Genomic DNA, 13,981 nt, shown 5'->3' on the forward strand with positions numbered 1-13,981 from the left:
TCATTTACTTACTACTTTTTTATTACTAGACTAATAATGGGTATTTGAATTTAACGATTTTAAATAAGTACATAACCGTACATACTGATTTAGCGAATTTGAAAATTTGTATTTATAAGTGTTTGAAGGAGGGACTAAAAGCTCATGACTATTAACTTGCAAAAAGGTCAACGTATCGATTTAACAAAAGGTAAGGCAGATTTAAGCCGTATAATGGTTGGACTAGGCTGGGATCCTGTAGGGAAAACAGGAGGATTTAGCTTTTTTAAATCTTCTGGACCAGATGTCGACTGTGATGCGTCCGTAATTATGTTACAAAATGACCGTTTTACAGATAAAAAGGATCTCATATACTTTGGGAACAAAAGTAGTAATAATGGTTCGGTTGTTCACTCTGGGGATAATTTAACAGGTGAAGGCGATGGTGACGACGAAACAATTATGTTGGATTTAAGAAATATCCCAGCCCAATATAATAAATTAGTTTTCGTCGTAAATATTTACGATTGCGAAAGAAGAAAGCAAGATTTCGGCATGATTCAAAATGCTTATATTCGCGTGGTTAACCCACAAACAAATGAAGAAATTGTTAGATATAACTTATCTGATAACTATTCTGGTCAGACATCATTAATAACGGGTGAAATTTATCGTCATAACGATGAATGGAAGTTTGCGGCAATTGGAACTGGAACGACAGATCCTGGCTTATCAGCAATCTGTAACCGTTATATATGATTTTTATAGTAAAAAAAAATTCATCAATAATTAGGAGGATTTCAAATGGTAGTATCACTTGCAAAAGGTCAAAAGGTTGATTTAACAAAAACAAATCCAGGATTATCAAAAATTACGGTTGGACTTGGATGGGATACAAATAAGTATGATGGTGGACATGATTTCGACTTAGATTCATCAGTATTCTTACTAGATGCGACTAATAAAGTTTCTGGCCCTCAAGATTTTGTCTTTTACAACCAAACAACAGGTGGAAATGGTTCAGTAGTTCATACTGGTGATAACTTAACTGGTGAGGGTGAGGGAGATGATGAGCAAGTTAAAATCGCTCTTAAAGACATCCCGGAAAGCATTCAAAAAGTAACGTTCACAGTTACGATTCATGATGCTGAAACTAGAACTCAAAACTTCGGTATGGTTACAAATGCATTTATTCGTGTAGTAAATGATGATACAAATGAAGAAATTATTCGCTATGACTTAGGTGAAGACTTCAGTATCGAAACAGCTGTAGTAGTTGGAGAATTATACCGTCATAATGGCGAGTGGAAATTCAGTGCTATTGGTTCTGGCTACCAAGGCGGCTTAGCAGCATTATGTAATGACTTTGGCTTACAAGTAGGTTAAATTTTGAGGTAGCACAGTGACTTATCTTTATCTAGTTGCTGTGTTACTTTCAATATAATTGATTGATTATTCTAAAATCGTTAGGGGGAATTAAAATATGGCAATTCAATTAAGTAAAGGTCAACGAATTGATTTAACCAAAAATGACCCATCATTACAAAGAATCATTATTGGATTAGGCTGGGATATCAAACAATTTGATGGTGGTCAAGATTTCGACTTAGATGCTTCTGCATTTCTTTTAGATGCAGGTGGTAAATGTAGAAAAGAAACTGATTTTATTTTCTACAATAATCTACGTAGTGTTGACGGTTCAGTAACTCATACAGGAGATAACCGAACTGGTGAAGGCGATGGAGATGACGAACAAATTAAAATTGACCTATCGAAAATTCCTCATGATGTACAAAAGGTTGCAATTACTGTAACGATTCATGATGCAGAGGTGCGCCATCAAAACTTTGGTCAGGTGTCTAATGCATTTGTTCGTTTAGTAAATGAAGATACCGGTAATGAAGTGTTGCGCTATGATTTAGGCGAAGATTTCAGTATTGAAACAGCAGTTGTTTTCTGTGAGGTCTATAAGCACGGAAACGACTGGAAATTTAATGCGGTCGGTTCTGGCTACCAAGGCGGTTTACAGGCATTAGTAAATGCCTATGGACTGAATGCATAATTGTCTATCTAAATGAATTTAATATAAAAATAGAATATGTAAATTGTGAGGGACTACTTTGGAGATTATTAATCAAATACTAAGCACATATGCCATGTTTTTTGACTGGGAGATGTGGGGTGAAGTATTAACAGACCCTGTAGCATGGGGTTTAATTGGATCGCTGGTTGTAATCGAAGGTCTATTATCAGCTGATAATGCCCTTGTTTTAGCGGTATTAGTAAAACACCTTCCAGAGAAGCAAAGAAAGAAAGCACTTATGTATGGGATGCTGGGTGCATATTTCTTCCGTTTCCTATTCATAGGTATTGGTGTATATCTAATCAAATTCTGGTTCATTAAAGTACTGGGTGCCCTTTATTTAGGGTGGCTTGTATATTCTCATTTCCGCAAAAAGGGTGGAGAAGAGGAAGATGAAGCAAAAGAGTTTAAAAAAGGTACTTTATTAGTTCGCCTATTTGGTACGTTCTGGGCAACAGTAATCTCCGTTGAGCTAATGGATATTGCCTTCTCAGTAGATTCAATCTTAGCGGCATTTGCCATATCCGATCAGGTTTGGGTGCTTTTACTTGGCGGTATGCTAGGAATTATCATGATGCGTACAGTTGCGGGAGTATTCCTTACATTAATCGAAAAAGTCCCTGAATTAGAAAATACAGCATTTATTTTAATTGGTATTATCTCATTAAAAATGTTAGCGAGTGTGTTTGGTTTCCACTTAGAGCACTGGTTATTCTTCTTAATATTAATTGCAGCCTTTGCAGCTACCTTTGTTGTTCACTTTAAGAATAAGAAGAAATTGATAGATGAAGAGAATATATAATAGTAATCTCTTAGTTTAAATCAATAGATTTAGCTACTGCTATTTAAGCGGTAGCTTTTCTTTAACGGATATGAACTATTGAAAAAATGATATCCGCAAGGAAACGACATCAACTCGACCAATTTGGGTCGAGTTGTGTTTTTCTAATACGAAAGGTTGGGGGGAATGGGATGAAACATTTTAGCTTTGAGTCACCTGAAAGATTGGAGAAAATCTTTTATAAACAGCCAGAGTCCTTTACTAAGTATTCAGAAAAAGAGGTTCTTTCCTACATGGTAGGTGCAACTCTTTATATGCCGGCGACAAAGGAAAGTATTGCTCAAGATGTCATTACAAAGAAATTTAAAGAGCTAGTATCAATGGTAATCGATTTAGAGGATGCGGTTGGGGATAACCAGCTAGAAGAGGCAGAAGAGCTTTTAGTAAAGCATCTGGAAACCATTTATTATGCTTTGGAAAATCATATTATCACAATCGAGGATTTGCCCCTGATTTTTGTAAGGGTTAGAACTCCAGAGCAATTGAAGAGAATGAATTCGAAATTTGGCGTATTTAATAAAGTATTAACTGGCTATGTTTTCCCTAAATTCTCCCCTAAAAATGGTCGGGAATTTTTACAAATTATTGATGACATTAATACTGAGGATACAGTTCTATATGCTATGCCAATCCTTGAGTCCAGTGAATTTATTTATAAGGAAGATCGGTTAGAATCTTTATTAGAAACAAAAAAAATCATAGATTCGTATAGTAAGTATATTTTAAATATCCGAGTTGGCTGTACAGATTTTTGCGGATTGTATGGTATTAGAAGAAATGTAGATACGACAATCTATGATGTTTCGGTTATTCGCGATTGTTTAGCCAACATCATAAATATATTTAATCGACAAGACGATGGCTATGTTATTTCTGGACCAGTGTGGGAGTATTTTTCAAAAGAAGAACGGATTTTAAAGCCACAGCTACGTGTCAGCCCGTTTGAATTCAGACACGGGAGCACAGGCCTTAAAAAACGCAGAGAGCTAATTAATGAATTCCTAGATGGACTGATTAACGAAGTCATTTTAGATAAATTAAATGGCATTGTTGGTAAAACAATCATTCACCCAACCCATATTAAACCTGTTCATGCACTTTATACCGTAACACATGAGGAGTATATGGATGCGTTAAGTATCATCAATAATGCTGAAGGTAATGTGGGCGTGCTAAAAAGTCAGTATCAAAATAAAATGAATGAAGTGAAGCCGCATTATTATTGGGCGAAACGCATTTTACTAAGAGCAAAAGCTTTTGGTGTATATAATGAGCATCAGGACTTTACAAGCTTGATTATAGAAGATGTAAAGATTAAGAGATAAGGAGAGATGAACTCTGAAGCCTGTTGAAAATAAAGAAGTATATCAAGTATTAAATGACTTAACTGTCGAAGTGGATGTATTAAATAATCCATACAACTTTCAGCTTGGTCAGTTATTTCAAATGGCAGCACGAATCAATAAAAATCGAAGCTTCTTATTTGTTAGCAAGGTTTTAGGAAAGCATCTTGCAGTCAATCCTAAAATACCATTGCTTGTAGGAAGCTTACTTGCAATACGTTATTTAGAAGTAGTTTATGGGGAAAGTGACCCACGTGCTCAAAAAATTGCAAATGCTATCCAAACAAATGAAGGGTTAGAGGAGATCTGGGGCTCACTACAAAAAGCCCCAATTTCACTACCGAAGGCCACTACTTTTGTTGGCTTTGCAGAAACAGCGACTGCATTGGGTCATGCAGTATTTAGCAGCTTTAGCAATAATGCGAAGTACATTCATACAACACGAGAGCAAATTGATAGTCTCACTTCAATTATTAATTTTGAAGAAGAGCATTCTCATGCGACGAGTCATCGAGTTTATGCACTTGATGCGGAATTTTTCAAGGATGGCAGTGAAGTGGTCCTTGTGGATGATGAAGTTACAACTGGAAAAACAGCCATCAACATTATTCGGACGATCAAGGCCGAGTATCCATTAAAAAATGAATTTACAGTCGTCTCGATATTAGATTGGCGCACGCCAGAATACCGTGAACGATACCGTCAATTAGAGGAAGAATTGGACATTAAAATTCATACCATTGCTTTGATAGATGGGGTCGTTTCGATTAGCGGAACACCAACCACAGATGAGTATGAAATGAAAACAGATCACACATTCCAACCAGAAGTTTCTTATCTACCTGTTTCTCACCTTTTATCATCTGATAGCCTTCAACAAAGCTCTTCAACTAGTGTCAATGGCATTTCAAACAAATCGAGCTATCTACATGCAACAGGAAGATTTGGTCTTTCTATACAAAAGGAAAAAGAGTTTTCAAATCAAATCCAAGCAGTTGCAAATTACGTGAAAGAAAAAAGACGGGGTAAAAAAACATTAGTCATAGGTACGGGTGAATTTATGTATTTACCTATGCACATTGCTGCTCAGATGGGAGAGGGTGTTTATTTCCATTCAACTACACGTAGCCCAATCTATCATACGAACTCAAATGACTATACCATTTGGCAAAAATTCAACTTCGATAGTCCTGAGAACCAAGGGGTAACAAACTATCTGTACAATATTCAAGCAAACCAATATGATGAAGTCTTTATTATCTTTGAGAGAATGTCCTCTTTAGATGCGGCAAGTCCGTTAATAGAAGAGTTAGCAAGAGTAAATCTACCATATATTAATATCGTCAATATGACAGAAATCGTGGAGTAAAGGAGCAAACGCCAAACTACAAAAGCATGGAGGGAATATGTATGAACAAACCAATTGTGAAACCGGATAAAATGGGAAGCTACAAAGAAGAGGATGTTGTTTTTTTATTACGGGATATTAGCAATTTTAAGATTGAGAGAAAGTCAGAGGAAAGAGAAAAACTGATCCAATCGGGTACACATTATTCAGAAATGCTGCCTGTAGAATACCAACCAACAGATGAATATTTATCATTATTTCATAATACGCTAGAGCAGTACTCAAAACGCGTGGCCATTGCAGTAGGCGTTGTTGCAGAGCAAATCAAGGAAATAAACGGTCTTGAAAATCTAGTTCTTGTAAGCTTGGCAAGGGCAGGTACTCCAATTGGAATCTTAATTAAGCGATACTTGGCATTTAAATATCAAGTGGAGGTTCCACATTACTCTATCTCGATAATTCGTGGCAGAGGAATTGATGAGGTAGCCATCGACTATATCTTTGACCAACACCCACAAGCAAAAATTCAATTTGTTGATGGCTGGACAGGAAAAGGAGCCATTACATACGAGTTAGATGAGGCATGTAAGGCTTACAATGAGACGCGTGAGGACAAACTTGATTCTTCTTTAAGTGTTTTAGCAGACCCAGGTCATTGTGTAAGTATTTACGGAACACGCGACGATTTTTTAATTCCATCGGCTTGTCTAAATTCAACAGTTTCAGGCTTAGTTAGCCGGACTGTATTGAATTATGATTTCATGGAGGAAAGTGACTTCCACGGGGCGAAGTATTATAGGGAATTAACTGATGTGGATGTGTCCAACCTTTACGTAGATACGTTAACAAGTGAATTCGAGCATGTGCAAAACGAAGTGATAGAAAAGCTTGAGGAGCTGAGAAAAGAGGATACAACACCTTCATGGAAGGGCATGCGATCTGTCGAAGTAATTCAAGAAAAATTCGGGATAAATAATACGCATTTTATTAAACCTGGTGTTGGTGAAACAACGCGTGTGTTACTGCGTCGTGTACCTTGGAAGATTCTTGTGAATCCTGAGCACTCGAATGATTTAACCCATATCCTGATGCTTGCTAAAGAGCGTAATGTGCCAATTGAAGAATTTACGGACATGTCTTACTCATGTTGTGGAATAATTAAGGAATTATAAGGGGGATATAGCTTGATTTTATTTACATCCGATTTAGATCGTACTTTAATTTATTCAAATACGATGATGCAGACATATCCCGTTGCTGGAGACGTGATTCCGGTTGAACATAAAGAGGCTCTTGAGATTTCTTACATGTCTCAGGATTCCATCGATTTGCTAAAGCAATTTAGCAAAGAGCATCTATTTGTACCGGTTACAACTAGAGCGGTTTATCAATATGAAAGAATTCACGCCCTCGCAAAGGATATCAATCCGAAATATGCGATAACAAGCAATGGAGGAACGCTCTTGATCGATGGTAAATCGGATTTAGAGTGGAATAAAATTGTGCGTAATCGTTTAGCTGATCAATCTCAGCCAAAGGAAGAAATGATTCGGGTGTTTTCTAAGATTCGCCATGAGTCCTGGGTAGCACGTGAATTTTACATCGATGATTTGTTTTATATGTTCCATGTCAATAGAGAGCTTGTGCCAAGAGGCGAGCTTGCAGAATTCCAACGAGAGCTAATGACAATGGGCTGGAGTATCTTCCTGCATGGAAGAAAACTATATGTCCTGCCAACAAGCTTAAACAAAGCTTACGCGGTTCAATATTTACAAAACTTTGTAGACTATGACCTTCACGTAGCTGCAGGTGATTCCATGATGGACTACGATATGATTATCGAAGCTGACTATGGCTATAGCCCAACACACGGAGAGCTATACGAAATGCAGCCTAATGATGAAAAAGTAAAGTGGCTAAACGGTATGGGTGCTACCTCAACAGAGGAGCTGCTTCAGAACATTTTGGAGCTGAATGTGGTGAAGTAGTAGGTGGACGTGCCTGTGAGCATAAGGTATTCGGGATTAAATAAATTTCGGTAAATCGGTTGAAATGAAAGTACCTATAAAAAATGGGAGGCTACATTAAATGGTGAATTTAAACAAAATCGAGTTAAAGAAAAAAGGACAATCCATTAATCTGACTAAAAACAATCAAGCAATAGGTGAAATTTTAGTCAATCTGAATTGGAATCAGCAAAATACTGGGAAAAAATCAGGGGGCTTCCTTTCTTCTTTACTAGGTAAGTCAAATAATGTAGATCTTGATTTAGGCTGTTTATATGAACTGAAAAATGGCGAAAAGGGCTGTGTGCAAGCATTGGGAAATGCATTTGGCTCCTACGAGAGCTATCCATATATGCAATTAGATGCAGATGATCGCACTGGCTCTGCTACAGGTGGAGAAAATCTTCGCATAAATGGAAGTAAGCTTTCTGAAATAAAACGTGTATTAGTGTATGCCTTTATCTATGAAGGTGCAGCCAATTGGTCGCAAGCAGATGGCGTTGTGACATTAAAATACCCTGCAGGCCCAGACATTGAAGTAAGGCTGGATGAGCACAAAAACGGGCAAATTATGTGTGCTATCGCCATGATTGAAAATGTGAATGACGAAACATTTAAAGTGGAGCGTCTTGTAGAGTACTTTAATGGCCACAAAAATATGGACCAAGCCTATAACTGGGGCATGAACTGGGTAGCTGGAAGAAAATAAACGAAAAAGTAGCCAATCTCATATTTGAGACGGCTACTTTTTATTATGATTGAATAAACATTTGAACCCATGCACCGTTATAGTAACCAACACCAATAGCGTTGTATTGACCATTTAAAATATTGGCTCTATGTCCTGATGAGTTCATCCAAGAATTCATAACCTCTTGTGGAGTCTTCTGTCCTTTGGCAATGTTTTCACCTGCAGCTCGATAAGATACGCCGAAGGTTTTCAACATATCAAAAGGACTACCATAGTTCGGGCTGGTATGGCTGAAGTAGTTACTGTTGATCATATCCATTGCTTTCTTTTGAGCAACGTTTTTCACATCAGCTCGATGTTGGACAGTACCTAATCCAGCTTTTTGTCTTTCTGCATTCACCAAACGAACGACTTCTTCTTCAAAGCTTGCCACCGGGCTACCCGAATCCTTTAATCGGATAGTTGAACCAACCTGCATGTTCAGTGGATCAACTGAAGGGTTTAGTCTCATAAGTTCCTTATAATCTAACCCATATCGTTTGGCAATGAACCAGAATGAATCCCCTTTAGAGACCTTATAATACTCAAATGGTGGTTCCTTGAACATTTTGATTTCTTGCCCCTGTACAGAATAACTAGAAGAGAACAGGAGTAAGGCACAAAACAGAAGGACGCTCGAAAACTTTTTCATTTACATTACACCTCCTTTTGATTTCTCTTATTTTTGATTTTGGATAGTCTTTTTATACGACATATAATTGTTATTTGTTAGGTGAAAAGCCATAAAATAAAGTTGCGAAAACTGTGATGGGAGAGAATCGAATTGATAAGTGCTGTTTGGCAAATTATATCTGTGGATTCTGCTCGTTTATCCGCCAACTTTTGTGATAAATCCCAGTTAGAAGTAAATATACGTTATATAAATTTTTAGAAGAAGTGATTGCAGAGAATTAATCCAACCACTTTTGCTTATATTCCCGACACTTTTTGTCGAAATTCAGTCACTTTTTAAAAAAATCCCGACACTTTCATCAATAATACCGACACTTCAAAATCAAACTTCAAAAAAATACTAATAATTAATGAAATTTATCAAAACCTGTATATAATAAGCTTGCCCAATTACTTGTAGACAATAATAAAAACCCTTGCCAAGCAAAATCTGCTTAACAAGGGTTCAAGGGTTCATTACATTACATTTCATTTCATTCTACTACAAAATACCTTTTTCCTTTGCCTCTTCAAGCCAGGAGGGGAATTCGTCTAATAGGTTTTCGTAAAGCTGCTCGTCTGTGATTTTTTCGATGTCTTCGAAATGGAAGAAGTTCGCGTTGTCGATAAAGCGGCCTTCCATTGTGTCCAATTTGCGTAGGACGTCAAAGTTTGAGTCACCAATGCCGACGAATTGCCAAAAAATTGGCTTGTTTGAAGACTCTACGATAAATCTTTTAATGCCCGGTTTGCAGCCACCATCATTGATAAAGATTAAGAAAACAGGTTCATCACTTGGTTCTTCAACAGTGTATTTGTTGATAATGTCTGCCATAACCTGAGGCTCGTCATTACGACCGAATTTGTGAATAGCGTTATTTCCTAGAATATTCTTTTCAACATAGCCAAGTAGGTTATGCTCGGTTACTTCAGGTAGTCTGGAAAATTCGTTGTCATATACCCAAACGTCCAAGGAGCCATCATCATCGAACTGGGAAGCCACTGCAGCAACACGCTCAACGGCTTCCTGAACTTCACCGATTTTATAAAGGCGTCTCATAGAACCCGAAATATCCAGGACGAGACCGACTTTTGCTTTAACACCAGTTAATTTTTTCTTAGTCAGTACGATTTTTACTTTGTCTTTTCTTAAAGATATAGTGGACATGTTGCTCCTCCTAGCAAGAAAGTTGTATTAGTGTTGCATTTCAAAGGTTACTTATTCATGAGGCTACTGAATTAATCCCTTTTGCGAGGCTGATTTGACCCAGCCTGGGTATTCGGTCATTAGTAAATCGTAGAGCTCTGTGTCTGATAGCTCTAACGGATCCTCGACACTAAAGAAGTTGGCGTTATCCAAATAGCGACCACTTAGATTATCTAGCTGCTCTAGGAAGGTGAAATCAGATTGGATAAGACTATTGAAGAAGCCGCCTTTCTTTTTGGCGCTTTTGTTTGACTTACCAATCGCCATGAACTGCCAGAACATCGGCTCATAGGAAGAATGCTGAATATGGTTCGTTGCGTCAGCTTTATCGAATGGGGCGCCATCTGTTACAAACATGACGTAAACAGGATGATTTTGCGAATAGGGTTTGTCGCGTTTTCCCCCATGACCAAAATAATGCTTTCGAATAATTTTCATTGCTTTGCCGTAGTAAGTGTTACCTTCTAACGGATGCTGCTTAATTAAGCGATCCACAGAGCCGCCAAAGTTATCAATCGTGATTTCGCCTGCATCATAGGCATTTTTGCCGAATAAAAACACATCAATGGAGCCGTCATCGTCAAAGCGAGTTCCTAATGCCAAAATACGCTCAACAAATTCTTGGATTTTGCCTGTGCGGTACATTTTTGACATAGATCCAGAGATATCCAAACAAAGGGCTACCTTCGCCGTATGATTTTGCAGTCCGGCTTTTTCTAGTGAGATTTTGGCTTTCTTTGAAAGGTCCAGTAATTTTGGTGCTGTTTGCTCCATCTTCTTCTCTAACAGTATTTTTTTATCGAGCACTGGAGCGGCTTGCGCTTCTGACACGGCTGCTGTTACAGGTGTAGGTGTATTAGCTGGAGCTGGTTCTTCTGAAGCAGTACCACCGAAGCTTGATAATAAAGCAGAAAGACCTCCGTCAAAGCCACTCCCGACTGATGAAACCTTCCAAAGGGATTTATAATTATAAACTTCTGTAATAATCACGGCTTTTTCATTTTTGAAGTCAGTTCCGTTAAAGGAATAGTCAAGAAGAGTCTGGGTGCCTGTTTTTAATTTCAGGGAGCCATTTTGAATCATACCCATTGTTCCATTTCCATCGATTGTTGCTGTGAAAACGAGGTATTGAATGGAATTCGGAATTTTGGCTAAGTCGATAAAAAAATTGCCACTGCCATTCCCGAGGTTTCTAAGTTGAATTTCGTTGGATGGGGAATTTAACTGATTGTAAAAAATCATATACCGATCGTCTGTAAGCTGTTTTTTCTGGTCTAGCCCAAAACACGTAATATCAATTTCAAAGCTTGAAGATACATTTACCTCTACCTCTAATTGAGTTGCAGAAGTAAAATCAGATACATTTACTTTTTCACCACGAATTAAAGTTTTCATAGACCCTCCATTTAAAATTAAAATAAAATCATATACCCATTATATCCCATATGAAGAGATGATAGGTTTAATACACTCTGATTAGGGAAAAGAAATTAAAAATAGAGTTTACTAGTAGACATATCTTTTGGAAGCAACAAAAAATAGATTCTAAACATTTAAATTTGGGAGAATTTTTGTCTTTGATGATACATAAAATACTATTATGTGGATTTTTACCAAAAATATACAAATAAGTAGGAGGGCTCTATGAAAAAGCTTTTGAGTATACTAGTTTCGATATTGTGTCTTTGTGTTGCTGTGGGCATCCAGTCTAATGCTTTAGCAGCTGCCCCGGTCAAGAGTTCAAGTTTTCCTGATGTGAAAAGTGATTATTATGCATATGAGGCGGTTGCTTGGGCAAAGGAGAATGGAATTGTAAGTGGTTATGAGGATGGAAGCTTTGGCCCTAATAATAAAGTAAGTGAAGCTCAATTAGTGGTTATGTTAAATAATCTATACAAGTTAAACAAGGTGGAGGGAGAGATTACGAAAGATACTCCTTCGAAACATTGGGCAGATGATGTATATAATTCACTAGCTTCGTATGGCGTACCTTTAAATGGGTATTTAGATCATACGATTCGAAACCAACCAGCAAAACGCGGATTAGTGGCGCAGGCTCTAGTATATTTAGGGCATGATGATCTAGATTTGAAAAATTCAATTCAATTTTTGCTGGACCATGAAATCTCTACTGGTCAAAATCATGATAAAAAAGAAAATGTATTTGAATTTTTTGGTTACAAAAATGAACTTACGAGAGCTCAAGTAGTTACATTTTTATATAAGATGAATCAAAGTGGTTTCGGTAAAGTCAGTGAAGCTGCTTCAAATACAGCTGAAAAAGGTCTTGCACTAGATGAGCTAGTCAAACAGTCAAAAGAAAGAGTGGATGGCGAGTTAAGCGTGCTTTCCAATATTGAAGCAAAGAACGTTGTAAAAGAGAAGCTATCCGGAATTGTAGATACATTTAAGCGATTAGGAGAAGAACATAATTGGTCTTTTGAAAATCATCCAGACTTTACTATTTTAAGACCGGAATTATTAAAATATGCCACTCCTACCTTTACGGATGGATTCTTGAAAGATGTGAAGGATGAATTTTATTGCTCATGTGATGTGCCTCCATATCCTTATGCCGCTTTAGATATCCGTTTTAATGTGCTAGAAAACACAAGTGACCGAGTTGTAGCTTCTTCCATTGTATTCGATCAAATGGTTTCAGGAGGAAGTACGGTTTACTTTACGCTAGTTAAACAAAATGGAGAGTGGTTTATGGAGAATTATAGATGGGTCACTCTTCAGGAAGAACCGATTAACTTAACATGGGAAGAAGTAAAGGCCAATATGGAACGAGACGGTAAGAAGGTAGAGCTTCTGAATACAACAAAGCACGATGGAAAAAAACTTTATATCGTAAAATATATTGAAGACAAAACAATTATAGGTGTTTACGCAGATAACTCAGGGCATTTGTTTGTAGTGCCAGATGAATTATTAAAATAAAATTAGAGCAATCCATCAAAGTAATAGCTTTGTTGGGTTGTTTTTTTCTTGTGAAAACTAATTATTAATAAAGTCTAAGCCGCTAAAAAACTCAAACATATATTAGAGATAAAGTTTAATCCTAATAGGGGGTGATTAGATTGATGCCGTTTTATCCACCAGATAATAGAAGAAGAGCATTTTCGGAGGATCCTAGAAGAAGAGCTATGCCACCTGGACCAAGACAAAATTTTGGCCCAACATTAGAGAGAAGAAGACCAGACAATCCATACATGTACAACCAGCAACAGCCTTACGGATTCCCACAGCAGGGCCAAAGAAGAGGTCTCCCTGAAAATCTCAACATGATGATGAACCATGCCGGAAAACTATCAGAAGGCATTAACATGGTAAGACAAATTGGGTCGTTCTTTAATTTGTTTAGATAAGAATTGTGTGTGTACTGTGTGTGTACCAGGTACACACACAATTTAGAACAATTCAGATTTTGTTAGTGCAAGGGTTTTGTTTAGGACAATTGGGGAAAACTTAATAAAAAGGAGGTTTTCCTATTTATGAAGAAATTACTTATGATGATGTTTTTAACGTTTTCAATGTTCTCTTTAGTAGCTTGTGGTAACGATGAAGCACCTGAAGAAGGGGAGCACATTGAAGATATTGAAGAGGAAGATGAAATCGGTGATGGTGAAATCGATGATGAGTAAAAATAAAAGCCAGAGTTAGTTCTCTCTAGCGCGAAGCCTTTAACGCTATTTATTAGTGTTAGGGGTTTTATTTTTGCAGGGATTTATTTAATGGATATTGAAGCCTAATAGTGGATGTCAAAGGA

At 37.3% G+C, this 13,981-nt stretch carries 14 protein-coding genes and 1 pseudogene; 12 read left to right on the top strand and 3 right to left on the bottom strand.

What is annotated here, in order from left to right; all coding sequences use genetic code 11:
- The first annotated feature begins 144 nt into the window (after positions 1-144).
- The 9 genes and pseudogenes from LG296_RS02385 to LG296_RS02425 all read left to right on the top strand — a co-directional run.
- Complete coding sequence (locus LG296_RS02385; RefSeq protein WP_251400828.1) at positions 145-738, top strand: TerD family protein; 594 nt, start codon at positions 145-147, stop codon at positions 736-738.
- A 45-nt stretch (positions 739-783) separates the two neighbouring features.
- Complete coding sequence (locus LG296_RS02390; protein ID WP_251400829.1) at positions 784-1,365, top strand: TerD family protein; 582 nt, start codon at positions 784-786, stop codon at positions 1,363-1,365.
- 97 nt (positions 1,366-1,462) lie between these two features.
- A complete protein-coding gene (locus LG296_RS02395; protein WP_404427360.1) occupies positions 1,463-2,041 on the top strand; it encodes a TerD family protein in 579 nt (192 codons plus the stop codon).
- A gap of 58 nt (positions 2,042-2,099) precedes the next feature.
- Positions 2,100-2,864: a TerC family protein gene (locus LG296_RS02400; RefSeq protein WP_404427361.1), complete on the top strand. Its 765-nt coding sequence runs from the start codon at positions 2,100-2,102 to the stop codon at positions 2,862-2,864.
- 170 nt (positions 2,865-3,034) lie between these two features.
- Positions 3,035-4,228 (top strand): HpcH/HpaI aldolase/citrate lyase family protein, encoded by a 1,194-nt coding sequence (locus LG296_RS02405; RefSeq protein WP_404427362.1) that lies wholly within the window; start codon positions 3,035-3,037, stop codon positions 4,226-4,228.
- Between the two features lie 70 nt (positions 4,229-4,298).
- Positions 4,299-5,615, top strand: a complete 1,317-nt coding sequence (locus LG296_RS02410) for a phosphoribosyltransferase family protein (RefSeq protein ID WP_404427363.1) — start codon at positions 4,299-4,301, stop codon at positions 5,613-5,615.
- A gap of 41 nt (positions 5,616-5,656) precedes the next feature.
- The gene (locus tag LG296_RS02415; RefSeq protein ID WP_404427364.1) at positions 5,657-6,766 is read left to right on the top strand and encodes a cysteine protease StiP family protein; all 1,110 of its coding nucleotides are present in this window, start codon (positions 5,657-5,659) and stop codon (positions 6,764-6,766) included.
- 12 nt (positions 6,767-6,778) lie between these two features.
- The gene (locus tag LG296_RS02420) at positions 6,779-7,582 is read left to right on the top strand and encodes an HAD family hydrolase (RefSeq protein ID WP_251400835.1); all 804 of its coding nucleotides are present in this window, start codon (positions 6,779-6,781) and stop codon (positions 7,580-7,582) included.
- A 103-nt stretch (positions 7,583-7,685) separates the two neighbouring features.
- A pseudogene (locus LG296_RS02425) lies at positions 7,686-8,309 on the top strand (TerD family protein); the annotation flags it as partial.
- Positions 8,310-8,352: 43 nt separating this feature from the next.
- Here the strand turns inward: LG296_RS02425 and LG296_RS02430 are convergent.
- The 3 genes from LG296_RS02430 to LG296_RS02440 all read right to left on the bottom strand — a co-directional run bounded on the left by LG296_RS02430 (position 8,353) and on the right by LG296_RS02440 (position 11,604).
- The gene (locus tag LG296_RS02430) at positions 8,353-8,982 is read right to left on the bottom strand and encodes a CAP domain-containing protein (RefSeq protein ID WP_251400836.1); all 630 of its coding nucleotides are present in this window, start codon (positions 8,980-8,982) and stop codon (positions 8,353-8,355) included.
- 522 nt (positions 8,983-9,504) lie between these two features.
- Positions 9,505-10,170 (bottom strand): vWA domain-containing protein, encoded by a 666-nt coding sequence (locus LG296_RS02435; protein ID WP_404427365.1) that lies wholly within the window; start codon positions 10,168-10,170, stop codon positions 9,505-9,507.
- A gap of 63 nt (positions 10,171-10,233) precedes the next feature.
- A complete protein-coding gene (locus LG296_RS02440) occupies positions 10,234-11,604 on the bottom strand; it encodes a VWA domain-containing protein (RefSeq protein WP_404427366.1) in 1,371 nt (456 codons plus the stop codon).
- Positions 11,605-11,853: 249 nt separating this feature from the next.
- Here LG296_RS02440 and LG296_RS02445 point away from each other — a divergent pair, with 249 nt between their 5' ends.
- The 3 genes from LG296_RS02445 (at position 11,854) to LG296_RS02455 (ending at position 13,856) form a co-directional block, all read left to right on the top strand.
- A complete protein-coding gene (locus tag LG296_RS02445; RefSeq protein WP_404427367.1) occupies positions 11,854-13,152 on the top strand; it encodes an S-layer homology domain-containing protein in 1,299 nt (432 codons plus the stop codon).
- A 143-nt stretch (positions 13,153-13,295) separates the two neighbouring features.
- Positions 13,296-13,580 carry a hypothetical protein gene (locus LG296_RS02450; protein WP_404427368.1) on the top strand — a complete coding sequence of 95 codons (285 nt, stop codon included), beginning with the start codon at positions 13,296-13,298 and terminating at the stop codon, positions 13,578-13,580.
- A gap of 126 nt (positions 13,581-13,706) precedes the next feature.
- Positions 13,707-13,856, top strand: a complete 150-nt coding sequence (locus tag LG296_RS02455) for a hypothetical protein (protein ID WP_251400841.1) — start codon at positions 13,707-13,709, stop codon at positions 13,854-13,856.
- Positions 13,857-13,981: the final 125 nt, after the last annotated feature.

This window comes from Ureibacillus chungkukjangi (assembly GCF_044795995.1).
Taxonomy (GTDB): Bacteria; Bacillota; Bacilli; order Bacillales_A; family Planococcaceae; genus Ureibacillus; species Ureibacillus chungkukjangi.

Excerpts from the sequence above, each read along its gene's own strand:
- LG296_RS02405 (WP_404427362.1), top strand. The coding sequence starts at position 3,035 with ATGAAACATTTTAGCTTTGAGTCACCTGAAAGATTGGAGAAAATCTTT.
- LG296_RS02440 (WP_404427366.1), bottom strand. The coding sequence starts at position 11,604 with ATGAAAACTTTAATTCGTGGTGAAAAAGTAAATGTATCTGATTTTACT.
- LG296_RS02390 (WP_251400829.1), top strand. The coding sequence starts at position 784 with ATGGTAGTATCACTTGCAAAAGGTCAAAAGGTTGATTTAACAAAAACA.
- LG296_RS02385 (WP_251400828.1), top strand. The coding sequence starts at position 145 with ATGACTATTAACTTGCAAAAAGGTCAACGTATCGATTTAACAAAAGGT.
- LG296_RS02435 (WP_404427365.1), bottom strand. The coding sequence starts at position 10,170 with ATGTCCACTATATCTTTAAGAAAAGACAAAGTAAAAATCGTACTGACT.
- LG296_RS02445 (WP_404427367.1), top strand. The coding sequence starts at position 11,854 with ATGAAAAAGCTTTTGAGTATACTAGTTTCGATATTGTGTCTTTGTGTT.
- LG296_RS02395 (WP_404427360.1), top strand. The coding sequence starts at position 1,463 with ATGGCAATTCAATTAAGTAAAGGTCAACGAATTGATTTAACCAAAAAT.
- LG296_RS02455 (WP_251400841.1), top strand. The coding sequence starts at position 13,707 with ATGAAGAAATTACTTATGATGATGTTTTTAACGTTTTCAATGTTCTCT.
- LG296_RS02430 (WP_251400836.1), bottom strand. The coding sequence starts at position 8,982 with ATGAAAAAGTTTTCGAGCGTCCTTCTGTTTTGTGCCTTACTCCTGTTC.
- LG296_RS02450 (WP_404427368.1), top strand. The coding sequence starts at position 13,296 with ATGCCGTTTTATCCACCAGATAATAGAAGAAGAGCATTTTCGGAGGAT.
- LG296_RS02415 (WP_404427364.1), top strand. The coding sequence starts at position 5,657 with ATGAACAAACCAATTGTGAAACCGGATAAAATGGGAAGCTACAAAGAA.